The sequence below is a fragment of the Alteromonas sp. AWJ4_199 genome (assembly GCF_056159165.1).
This window is the reverse complement of record NZ_JBSWUR010000001.1, coordinates 2,944,923-2,956,410: the sequence shown is the minus strand read 5'-3', so window position 1 is coordinate 2,956,410 and position 11,488 is coordinate 2,944,923. Positions and strand designations below refer to the sequence as shown.

General features: G+C 42.3%; 11 protein-coding genes. 8 read left to right on the top strand and 3 right to left on the bottom strand.

Annotation, left to right across the window (positions count from 1 at the left end; genetic code table 11):
- Positions 1-169 precede the first annotated feature (169 nt).
- The 5 genes from ACXAER_RS12940 (at position 170) to ACXAER_RS12920 (ending at position 5,061) form a co-directional block, all read left to right on the top strand.
- Complete coding sequence (locus ACXAER_RS12940) at positions 170-1,063, top strand: type 2 periplasmic-binding domain-containing protein (protein WP_474829795.1); 894 nt, start codon at positions 170-172, stop codon at positions 1,061-1,063.
- On the top strand, positions 1,063-2,016 hold the full coding sequence (locus tag ACXAER_RS12935) for a hypothetical protein (protein ID WP_474829793.1): 954 nt from the start codon (positions 1,063-1,065) through the stop codon (positions 2,014-2,016). The genes ACXAER_RS12940 and ACXAER_RS12935 overlap by 1 nt, the downstream gene beginning before the upstream one ends.
- A gap of 188 nt (positions 2,017-2,204) precedes the next feature.
- Positions 2,205-2,828 carry a uridine kinase gene (gene udk / locus ACXAER_RS12930; RefSeq protein ID WP_014950808.1) on the top strand — a complete coding sequence of 208 codons (624 nt, stop codon included), beginning with the start codon at positions 2,205-2,207 and terminating at the stop codon, positions 2,826-2,828.
- A 12-nt stretch (positions 2,829-2,840) separates the two neighbouring features.
- Positions 2,841-4,052 carry a NupC/NupG family nucleoside CNT transporter gene (locus tag ACXAER_RS12925; RefSeq protein WP_474829791.1) on the top strand — a complete coding sequence of 404 codons (1,212 nt, stop codon included), beginning with the start codon at positions 2,841-2,843 and terminating at the stop codon, positions 4,050-4,052.
- A gap of 169 nt (positions 4,053-4,221) precedes the next feature.
- Positions 4,222-5,061: an isopenicillin N synthase family dioxygenase gene (locus ACXAER_RS12920; protein WP_334060271.1), complete on the top strand. Its 840-nt coding sequence runs from the start codon at positions 4,222-4,224 to the stop codon at positions 5,059-5,061.
- A 56-nt stretch (positions 5,062-5,117) separates the two neighbouring features.
- Here the strand turns inward: ACXAER_RS12920 and ACXAER_RS12915 are convergent, their stop codons facing one another.
- Positions 5,118-6,278, bottom strand: coding sequence for a tetratricopeptide repeat protein (locus tag ACXAER_RS12915; RefSeq protein WP_474829789.1), 1,161 nt, complete (start codon positions 6,276-6,278; stop codon positions 5,118-5,120).
- A 307-nt stretch (positions 6,279-6,585) separates the two neighbouring features.
- On the opposite strand from ACXAER_RS12915, the gene ACXAER_RS12910 reads away from it, so the two are divergent.
- The 3 genes from ACXAER_RS12910 to ACXAER_RS12900 all read left to right on the top strand — a co-directional run bounded on the left by ACXAER_RS12910 (position 6,586) and on the right by ACXAER_RS12900 (position 8,938).
- Positions 6,586-7,092 carry a fasciclin domain-containing protein gene (locus ACXAER_RS12910; RefSeq protein ID WP_474829787.1) on the top strand — a complete coding sequence of 169 codons (507 nt, stop codon included), beginning with the start codon at positions 6,586-6,588 and terminating at the stop codon, positions 7,090-7,092.
- A 236-nt stretch (positions 7,093-7,328) separates the two neighbouring features.
- Positions 7,329-7,748: an MAPEG family protein gene (locus tag ACXAER_RS12905; RefSeq protein ID WP_474829784.1), complete on the top strand. Its 420-nt coding sequence runs from the start codon at positions 7,329-7,331 to the stop codon at positions 7,746-7,748.
- Positions 7,749-7,954: 206 nt separating this feature from the next.
- A complete protein-coding gene (locus tag ACXAER_RS12900) occupies positions 7,955-8,938 on the top strand; it encodes a GGDEF domain-containing response regulator (protein WP_474829782.1) in 984 nt (327 codons plus the stop codon).
- Here ACXAER_RS12900 and ACXAER_RS12895 read toward each other — a convergent pair.
- Both ACXAER_RS12895 and ACXAER_RS12890 read right to left on the bottom strand, forming a co-directional pair.
- Positions 8,935-9,621 (bottom strand): 3'-5' exonuclease, encoded by a 687-nt coding sequence (locus ACXAER_RS12895; RefSeq protein ID WP_474829780.1) that lies wholly within the window; start codon positions 9,619-9,621, stop codon positions 8,935-8,937. The genes ACXAER_RS12900 and ACXAER_RS12895 overlap by 4 nt on opposite strands.
- 5 nt (positions 9,622-9,626) lie before the next feature.
- Entirely contained in the window at positions 9,627-11,456 is a 1,830-nt protein-coding gene (locus ACXAER_RS12890) for a putative nucleotidyltransferase substrate binding domain-containing protein (protein WP_474829778.1), read from the bottom strand.
- Positions 11,457-11,488 lie beyond the last annotated feature (32 nt).

The window sequence follows — 11,488 nt, the reverse complement described above, 5'->3', positions numbered from 1 at the left end:
TGTTATTATTATTGTCAATCCATAACGATTAGCTGGACCTATTCTTGACAGATATACGACTAATAAACAGCGTTTAATAAAAATCAGGTTTACCCATAAAAAACCCATAAATATCATAAATATAACACTTTAAAATAAACTTACCTATTGCAATAAATAACCTTAACTGATGAAATCACACTATAAATCGTTAATTCATTTGGTCGTTTTTTTGACGAATTTCAGAATTGTTGCCTCCGGGAAATGGATAATTTTTATTATCGCTGCTATCACCTGCGGTGCGGTGAACTATTTCCAACATTCAGTCACATACACTGATATCGCCCCTCAAACTGGCCAAAATATGAACTGCAAGACTGAACTTGTGGGAAATTTTGATGTTTTTTCTGTTTATGTAACCGACGGCAGAATAGCTGAGATGGCAAAAGAGAAGCTTTGCAGCGATCAAACCATTAAACGTCAATTCGGCGAAGTAAATATAATTATCGGACAAAGCGATTACGACACGTTTCGTTACATCAATCACGGCGTTGTCGATTTAGCGTTGGTCAAGAGCAACGTAGTTGATGCTTTCGGGGCAGATCAGATTTACGGCTTAACTAAGATTGCGTCGCATCCTAACTATTCGGCATTTTTCATTGCCTTACGAGAAAGGCCTGAACTTTCAAAAGAGTACCTTTTAGGAAAGCGCATTGGCTTGTTGGACTATCCTAGCAGTCGCTCGGGCCATATCGTGCCGAAGACTGTAATGCAAGACTTAGGGCTGAGCGACAATAATGTCGACATTGTATATTTCAGTTCTCACCAAGAACTAAGACGCGCGCTGCTTGCTGGTGATGTGGACATTATTTCTTCTTACTGGGCTGAAGAAGATAAAGAAAGGTTTTCACCAAACTATGCCACGCCGCTTTTAGAAAGCGTAAGCGGAATGCAATGGTTTTTGAAAATGCAAACGCAGAATACCGACTTGTTTTGTGCAATGCAGTCAGTCGTTCATGACATAGCGATGTCTCACCCCAGGCCCTATTACAAAACTATTACATTGGAAGAGGGGTGTAACTAATGAGTCATAAAAAGATTTATTTCAAGTCCAAGCCCCTGATTGCTATTAACGTTTTAGCGTTAATATTGACACTTCAATGTGTGGCGATAACCGCACAATATTTCTCATACCAATCTTCTGTTCATCAAGCGCTTGATAATGTTCAGCGAAGAATAAGTTTAGATAGCGCCTTTTTAGATGTGGGCAATAAAACACTTAATACGCCAGTTAATCAATTCGCGATTTACCGATACCTGAGTAGATTGAACAGCAGCCTCAAAAAACAAGGCTATCCAGTTCTGGTGAAGGGTATTCAAGGTATAGAAACGGATTCAGAAGACTTCAGTTCATACCCCAGTAAAATGTCTTCGCGTTTCGTTAATGCTGAACAAGACATTATCGTCGAACTTCGTCATAAACTTCCTTCAAGCGCCTTAACGTTCAGTTGGATTGCTTTATTTGCGTCACTCTTTATCGCGCCGCTATTCTTTATTTCAAATAGAACAAGAAAGGCTCGCAAAGCGCTTGAAGAAGTCATTCCTCCTACGCCTAAGCTTGTAATTAATTTAAAAGACAAAACTATTTCTAACGGCATAGACGATAAAGTGGTTACGCTCCAAAACAAGCCGTTATGCTTTTACACTGCGTTAGTCAGATATTGTATAGAGTATCCACACACCCCACTTCCTCCGCACAAGGATGTACCTTCTGAATTGCTTACGCTAGCGAACAGAAGTTTCGGACGGCTTATTGAGCTTGGGCATACTAAGCGCAAACGCCCTGATTTCAATGCGAACCTGGACAAAACCCTCAGTGAAATAAGAGCCGCCCTTGATGAAGTGTTTTCGTCTTACAACGAAGAAAAAGAGAATTATTACCCGCCTCGTGCTCAGGGAGAAGGTTCGCGTTCAAAGCAACACTCTTACGCATTGCCACCGATAAAAGAAGAGGATATCGAAATTATTGGTAATTAATTAAAAACTGACCAATTGGAGAACTTTTTTGTATTTTATGCGAGTTTTAAAAACAGCCCGCAATACCTTGAAAATACGATAAAGTTCTAGCAAAGACCGCGCCCGAAAGTAATAACTTGTGAATATAACATTGATTCGCGAGGCCTAAACGCGTATCTTTGCACCAACAAAACCAGCTTTATAGTACTATGCAATCGCCACTAATTATTGCCATTTCTGGAGCTTCTGGCTCTGGGAAGTCTCTTTTTACAAAAAATTTGTTTAACGGCTTCAGTGCTCAAGGCCGCCCTGTTCAAGTGCTGCGCGAAGATCACTACTATCGCGCCCAAGATCATCTTCCCATGGAACAGCGTGAGAAGAATAACTACGATCATCCAAATGCATTTGAACACGAGTTATTGAAAGCGCACCTGCAAGCATTGCGTGATGGCCAACCTATCGACTATCCGCATTACTGCTATAAAACGCACACACGTTTACCTGAAACGGAGCGCTTAAACCCCGCACCGGTGATCATACTTGAAGGTATTATGTTGCTTGCACGTACAGATTTATTACCTCTGTACGACGTAAAAATCTTTATCGATACTCCTCTTGATATTTGTTTGATGCGCCGAATGATGCGAGACCTGAAAGAACGAGGTCGTAGCATAGAATCAGTGGCCAAGCAGTACGAAGAAACTGTAAAGCCTATGTATCATCAATTTATCGAACCTAGCCGCTTCACTGCCGACGTAGTAGTGACGCAAGGTGGCAAAAACCAAATCGCATTAGATGTGATCAAATCACACATTCAGCAAGCGCTTCTTTAAGGGAACATTACTATGGTAGGTTTACTGGGCATTGCAGTCCTTCTGGGTATTGCTTTCGCGTTATCATCGGCGAAACGCAGTATAAATTGGCGCACCGTTGGCGGCGCATTTGCTATTCAAGCATCAGTTGGCGCATTTGTCCTGTACTCTGAACCAGGTAAAGAAGTTCTATTAAGCGCAACCAAATTTGTCGCCAACATTATTGCTTATAGCCAAGAAGGCATTAACTTCTTGTTCGGCCCTATTGGCGACAAATCAATTGCTTTTATTTTTGCCTTTAACGTGCTTCCCGTTATTGTCTTTTTCTCTGCACTTATCGCTGTTCTCTATCACCTCAAAGTGATGGGTGTCATCATCAAAGTAATCGGTGGATTCTTACAAAAAGCGCTGGGGACTAGTCGTCCTGAATCCATGTCCTCTGCAGCCAACATTTTTGTCGGTCAAACCGAAGCGCCTTTGGTAGTTCGCCCTTTCATCCCACACATGACGAGCTCTGAACTGTTTGCCATTATGGTAGGCGGGCTAGCGTCAATTGCGGGCTCTGTGATGGCAGGTTATGCTGGAATGGGCGTTGACCTTAAATACTTATTGGCCGCAAGCTTTATGGCTGCGCCAGGTGGTTTGCTAATGGCAAAAATTATCTTGCCTGAAACCAGTAAACCCAATGAAGACTTACACGACGTAGACGCGGAAGATACCGGCTACGCTAATGTATTTGATGCTGCTGCCAGTGGCGCAGCGTCAGGCATGCAGCTTGCGTTAAACGTAGGCGCTATGCTACTCGCTTTCATAGCGTTAATTGCCATGTTTAACGGCCTTATTGGCTGGACAGCAGGGCTATTTGGCTATGAAAACGTTACGTTTGAAGGGATCCTGGGTTATGTACTTCAACCTCTTGCATGGGCAATCGGCGTACCATGGGAGGAAGCACAACTTGCAGGTAGCTTCATTGGTCAGAAAATGGTGGTCAACGAATTCGTTGCTTACCTTAACTTCTTAGAGAACCAATCGCAGCTATCTGAAGCATCTCAGGCCATTATCACCTTTGCACTTTGTGGTTTTGCAAACTTCTCTTCTATCGCTATTTTGATGGGTGGAATTGGTGCTATGGCACCAACACGCAGAAAAGAAATTGCGAGACTGGGGTTAAAAGCTGTTATTGCTGCAACGTTATCTAACTTAATGAGTGCCGCGCTAGCGGGCTTTTACCTCTCTCTTGGTTAAATTTCATTAATTTGGACCAGTTGGTCAAGATTTTACTAGACTAACTGGTCAGGTTTCTGTAAATTACGCGCAAATTCCTCGCGGGGTTGATTTATGTCAATTTCTGCGACTTTTTTCTGTAGCCCGTCTACCTTTATAATGCCGCAGTCAAAATATACGGGATAAAGTTATGCAATTAGTTGCTGTTGATTACCAAGCGGAAAACGCACAAGAAGAATTCGTGAAGTCACTTCGCGAGACAGGGTTCGGTGTTTTGAAAAATCACCCTATCCAACAGTCATTAGTTCAAGGTATTTACGACAATTGGCAGGGCTTCTTCGATAGTGAAGAGAAGAACGACTACCTGTACAACAAAGGTAAACAAGACGGATTTTTCCCTCAGAGCGTATCTGAGGTAGCTAAAGGCTTTACGAAAAAAGATATTAAAGAGTATTACCACTTCTATCCGTGGGGTCAGTGCCCAGAAGCGCTACATCCACAAATTTCTCAGTACTATGAGGAAGCAAACACATTAGCGAAAGAGCTACTGGGTTGGATAGAAAAACATTCTCCTTCAGAGGTGAGCGATAAGTACAGCCAACCGCTAGGTGACATGATCAAAGACTCTGATCAAACCTTGCTACGTATACTGCACTACCCACCACTAAAAGGTGATGAAGAAGTAGATGCGATTCGCGCTGCTGCTCACGAAGATATTAATTTGATTACTATCTTGCCAGCAGCCAACGAGCCAGGATTGCAAGTACAAGCTAAAGACGGTAGTTGGATTGACGTTCCTTGTGATTTCGGGAACTTGATAGTGAATATTGGCGACATGCTTCAAGAAGCATCAGGCGGATATTTCCCATCAACTACCCATAGGGTTGTAAACCCAGATGGCACTGACATGACGAAGTCTCGTATCTCGTTGCCATTGTTTTTACACCCAAGACCAGATGTTGTTCTTTCAGAACGTCATACTGCAGGGTCATACCTGCAAGAGCGCCTTCGTGAGCTGGGCGTTATATAAATTAAGTTCCTTTTGTAGTGTTATTCTTTTGCCGCAGCTAGTCTGCGGCTTTTTTTTTAGTTACTTGCCAAGGTAGCTAGTTTAGAAGAATAGCGCTGTTTTTCCTGTAGGTTTGGTGAATGCTTCACAGCCCTTTCTAAGAAGCGTTGCGCTTCGCTAACATCGCCTAACTCGTGATACGCTTTGGCCATGCCGAATAAAATCTCGTGACGCGCGTTATCAAGCTTAAGCCCTTTTCTATAATGCGCTATTGCAGCGTTAAGCTTGCCAGCATCAAAAGCTTGTTCCCCTAATATGTAATGATAAAAAGGGTTGTTCTTACGCTTTGCTTCAACCATTTGCGTAATCTGCATGGCTTCTCCATTTCTATCTTGATGCGTATAAAGAATAGATAAATTTTCCCATGCGGTGAGGTTTTCATCATTTAGTGATAGTGCATGCTTGTAAGTCATCTCAGCCTGCTCATAAGCCTCCACCATTCTGTAAAGAACTCCTAGGTTCACCCAACTTTGCTGTAATTCAGGCGTTAATGTAGCAGCGGCACGAAAGTAGCTGTAAGCCCTTGTGTAGCTATTTGCCACCAACGCATCTGCCCCTTTGTTGTTGTAGTACATGGACACTATTTTGTTTTTCGATACTGGCTTTCTGGGAAAGTAGTTGCGTAGCATTTGCGGGTCAAAGTCTACGTCTGCCCATGAGCCTCCAATCGATGTTACATGATTAGCCTCAGGCACTGAGACGCGTATATTAATATGCCCATTTAGCAGGCTATACCCCTCTCTTCGTGTCCAATACTCTGGAATATCTACTTCATAGAAGGTCGCGTCTAACCCCACATGTTCAGCAAGTGCATAGGTCATAATTGAGAGGGATAAACAGTTTGCAGCTCGATTGTTAAACGTAGTGTCTGCCGTCGTGTTCGCACTATTACGATACAGCATGCCATAGTCCGAATGATCAAAAATAGCTTTTACTAGCCCTTTTACATCTTTCCCGGTAATGCTTTTTGCATACACTGCCTTTTCAGCAAAGATCTGAGCATCTTCTCCAAGAAAAAAGATATCTTCAATAGACTCAACGGAAAATAAATGATGAGAAGAAAACAGGCTATCGTTTAATAGTGTGGGCGCTGCCTCCACACTATTCTCTCGCGTTGACTGGCAAGCGCTGAGCAAACCACAACAAAAAAGTATAAAGAAAACTAGTCGAGTATTCATATTAGGCACCTTTTCTAGTTACTCGATAGTTTAAAATTATAGCATTTGCGCTTATTTTTACATTTTATTTACAACCTGCAGACTGCATATTATCGCAATAGATAAGCAAGAACTGAACTAAGTTACTGATGCATCGCTCCTCTTCTTTCGTTGCTAACCAGCATTACACAAAGTTAATCATCAAATTGTAAGACATTGCCGTAACAAACCTCAATTCAGTAGCTTTCAGTAGCTGTCATTAAGTAATAGACGATATGAAGGATGATGAATTTCATTTAAAACCCATTTACACATTGAAGGAAAGATTATGAAGAAAATAATGAGTGTGTTGTTTTTAATTGTTCTGAGCACGAGCGTTTTCGCGGGTCACCATGCAGAAGGCAAGCAAAACGATATTGTCGACACTGCTGCTAGTAATGATATGTTTTCAACACTCGTAGCCGCCGTTAAGTCTGCTGATTTAGTCAGTACATTGAAAGGGGATGGTCCATTTACCGTTTTTGCTCCGACCGATGACGCATTTGCTGCATTGCCTGACGGTACAATTGAAATGCTGCTTAAACCCGAAAACAAGCAAACGCTAACAAAAATTCTTACGTATCATGTGGTAGCCGGTAAAGTAACAGCAAAAGATGTAACAGAGCTCTCTGATGCAACTACGGTGGAAGGTAGTAAGCTAATGATCTCTACTACAATGAATAAAGTCATGATAAACGATGCTCAAGTTATCAAAGCTGACGTTATGACCAGCAATGGTGTAATTCATGTTATAGATAGCGTATTACTTCCAAACGACATAAAAGCGTCGCTATAAATCGATATACAAGAATATAAAAAAAGAGCATACACCGACGAGGGTTGGTCTATGCTTTTTTATTTCTATTTATCGATCTCTTCCCACAGTTGTCGCGTAAACAAATTCAATTCGATAAAGGCTTTGATACTGTCTCGTTTGCATACGAGAACGTTAAGTGGATAGAGTCAATCAGCTCGGTATTACTGCACTTATAAATATATAAAGTCTCTCACTAAACCAGAGAAGGAGTTCAAATGTTTGCGGTTTACACATACAGTATTGCGGGGCTGCTAGTTATTAGTTTAACTGTGTTTGTTCAAAACATCGTAGCCGCTGTAGCACATAGAAAGCAGTCTCGTTACATTCCCGGTAAAGTCAGCGAAGAATTGAGCCACGATAGCTTTGTTTTTAGAAGTCACAGAACATTTCACAACTCGCTTGAAAATATTCACCAATTTACGCTTCCCGCATTGCTTTGTATGTTTCTTGGCGCGCCAACAGAGATCCTAGCCATGTTGGTTTGGGCCTTCGCACTAAGTCGTATCATTCATATGGCACTGTATTATGCTATTGCCACAGAGAAGAACCCTAGCCCTAGAAGCTATTTTTATATGGTGGGCACCCTGTGTACCCTTGGCGTTTTTGGATTGGCTTTTTTAAGTTTGTTTTTCTAAGGGTTGATACTTAAACCTTCCCATCTGTATTACGAATCGTTCTTTATTGTGAAAAAACGCCTTTAGCGTTAAAGATTTTCTTATAGATGCGGATAATAAGAGAACCAGTCTCTACGCCTAAATATTACACTTATGGTTAATGTTCTTTTTGATATACAGGCGTATTCTTATCAAGTAATAACACACATATGTTGTTAGGAGATCCAGTGTACATCGACCAAGTCGGCGATCGGACTTTAGCTGATTGCAACGTTTTAATTGTCGACGACCAAGCTAGCAGCAGACTCGTTTTGAAAACTCTACTTGAAGAAATTGTTGAGTGTTGTTCTGTGAACTCGGGAAAAGAGGCGGTCGAGTACTGCAAGCGCAACAAGCCTGATTTGATCCTTATGGATATTTCCATGCCAGAAATGGATGGGCATCAAACCACTAGGCTGCTTCGACAAAAGCAATCGTGTGAGAATATACCTATTGTTTTCGTTACCTCTTCATCAACAGAAGAGGAAGAATCACGCTGCTGGGATTCAGGGTGTGTAGACTTTGTTGTTAAACCTGTCAATGCCTGTACGCTGCGCAATCGCGTAAAGTCGCACCTTCAACACAAGCTCAGAAGTGATTTCTTAGAAAAACTAATTTATATCGACAAACTAACCGGTGCCTACAACAGACACTATTTGGATGACTATCTCCCCCGATTAGTTAAAGATAGCGAACGCAATGCCACCCCATTGTCTTTAGTTATATTTGATGTCGACCACTTTAAGCTATTTAACGATATGTATGGGCATTTGGATGGTGATAGCTGTTTATGGAAGGTCAGTAAAACGATAAATGATGCACTCCTTCGGCCTATGGACAAATTGGTTAGAATTGGTGGTGAAGAGTTTTTAGTAATTTTACCAAACACTGATGTGGAGGGTGCAGTAGCTGTCGCCGAGCGCCTATTAGAAAACGTTTACGACCTCAACATCCTTCATAGTTCGTCTGAGTACGGGCGTATAACATTGAGTGCTGGATTAGCGATAAAAACCGCCAGCGATGATAAAACGATTGATTATGTAATGCTGGAGGCGGATAAAAACTTGTATGCAGCTAAAACTTCCGGGCGTAACCGCTTAGTATCTCCTTCACTTGCGCCTACTAAACAAGCAAAGAGCCCCAGTTCTTCACAACCGATAAAAAGTTTTTAGCTGCTACCTAGCTGAATACACCCAACAGCCCCGGTGTGAAGCAGGCAGTTCAGCGTAGCCTCTTTCGCTACACCTAATTCCGTCAACTGGGCTAGGAAAAGCTGAAGTGTAGCTAACGCATCATCTAGCGCATTATGTTCATTAAATGCAGGGAGGTCTAAGCGTTGGCGGCACACCCCTAGCGTAGCACTATTACTTGGCAAAACCTGATGCTGCTTGTTTAGCTGATACAGCGCAAGCTGAAGGGTATCAATATAAACCACCTCTAACTTTGGTAAAGCGCACTGTTTAAAAGCTTTGTTTAACGCCATTAAGTCCAGTCTAGCGTTGTGAAAAATAAGTATATGTTGTTGAAGTAACGGTGTGAGTGCATGGAGCGCCACTTCTAAATTTTCGCCTTTTTGCAAGATGTCAGGGGTTAACCCGTGAATCACAGGGCTTTGCCCTAAGTCTGCGGTAGTGTTGATAACATGATAACCGCTCGTCGATAAATCGATACGCCCCCCCGTGCCGCTCACATAACCCACAGAAGTAATTTGCGTTGCTGAAGGGTCTAGCGAAGTAAGTTCTAAATCAACTGCGGTAAATGATGTATTGTAAACGCTGAGTTCGCGAAGACGCTTTTTCAGCTTGGTTTTACTCGTGAGTGCCTGTGCGCATGCCTTTATCCACCGTTGAACCATATCGATTAACTCACGCCACCTGAAAACTTCATCACCATAGCTTGATTCGTTCTTTCTATGGCTTTAAAAGCAGCTTTAAGCTGATGTTTTTCAATTGATGACAGGCTTGATATGGAAACGCGATTATCGGTAACTTTGTTTTCAAGTTGATGACGCCAGCGCAGACGATTCAGGAACAGCCAAATATCGCTAAGATTCGTTGCATCGCGTTTTGAAAGTTGCGAACGAGCTGATAATGCGTCTAAGCGCGCAAGCGTGTTAGGTAAAGTCACCCCATCAGCCAAGGCATAGATTCTTGCTATGTTATTGATTAAAGCAACAGCACGAGTCTTTAGATCAATAACGTCTTTTTGTTTTCTTCCCTTTTCATAAACAAACTTCTGAAACATGGAAAGCGGCACCGATATATCGTTACTATGTCTGGCAAGTGCTGCTAAAAACATGTTTTGCTGCATCAAAGGCGCACGCCGTTTTTGAAGCTGCTTGAATAAGCTTACATCTCCCGCTGCACATCGCACATCAAGAAAAATATTAAAATGCATAATGGCATCTTTGGTAGGCGCTTTTACCCACTGTTTAGCTTCTTCGAGCGCCTCACCGAGAGATAGTCTCAGCTTAGGATTACTGGCCATAATATTGCCATCGCAAAGCTTGATGCCGCACTTTGCCAACCCCTTGCATACGTACTCTGCCATATTCGAAAAGTACTCAGCTTGCACTTCGGTAGGTTGCTTGGCAAGAAGTAGCCCGTTGTCTTGATCTGAGCCCATGGTTTGGTCTTCTCGGGCTTGTGAACCATACACTAACCACGCAAACATCATGGGAGCTTTACCGTTAGCTTGTTGGAAAAAGCCAATTAGCTTTCTGGTCATAATATCGGTTGCTTGTGACAATATTTTCCCAGCAATGTCGTAATCACCTGCCTTTTTAGCATGAGCTGAAAAGTAATGAGGCAGTTGCCACGACAAGCGCGTAAGCTCATAAAGGTTCTCAGCCTTGCTCAACTCACCAATAATGAAGAGTACGTTTCCTCGCTGCTGACGAATGATATCGCTGGCGGTTACCATGCCAAGGGGCACTAGCGTTTGATGATCAATAATAGGCAGGTGATGAATGTTTTTTTCCGTCATTAGTACTAAAGCGTCAAACAAGGTCCTGTTACCCATAATCTGAGCCGGGTTGGCTGTCATTATTTGGCTAACTGGAAGATGAGGGTCTAAAGAAGCTGCCACCACTCTCGACCTTAAATCGCGGTCAGTAATGATACCAATTAGCTTCTCTTGTTCAGTTACTAACAAAGAAGAGACTTTTTGCGATGTCATTAACTGAGCTGCAACCGTAATTGAGGTTTGAGCCTCGACGGAAACCGGCGCTTTTTCGATAGCATCAGTAAGGCCTTTGTAGAGCCACATTGAATTACTATCTGCAATGGCATGATTTTGCAGAGCGTTATTGCTAAGGCCATCAAAAAAATGCCGTATTGTAGGTATTTCTAGTAAAGGTTCTACAGCTAGCGCATCAAAACAATAAACCAGCCCTGGGCTGTCCACCGTTATGCGTAGTGGAAAATTTCGTTTTTGTTTTATATTTGCGTAACCGAAATAGTCACCTTCACTTAAATGTTGAATGGGTGCATCAGAGTCTTTCACTGAGAACTGGCCGCTCTGAATAAGGAACAGCGCGACTTTATCTTTCATAGCCTGATCCACATTATCGGCGGTCAAATAGAGTAGCTCTGTGTGTTTTGTAAGCTGCAGCTTCTGCTCTTTGTCCAGCAAGTCAAAAGGCGCGGACGTATTAAGAAAGTCTTCAACTTGTTTAGCCATTGCAGTCATAGAAATTGTCCGGTACACAAAAAGAAAAAACC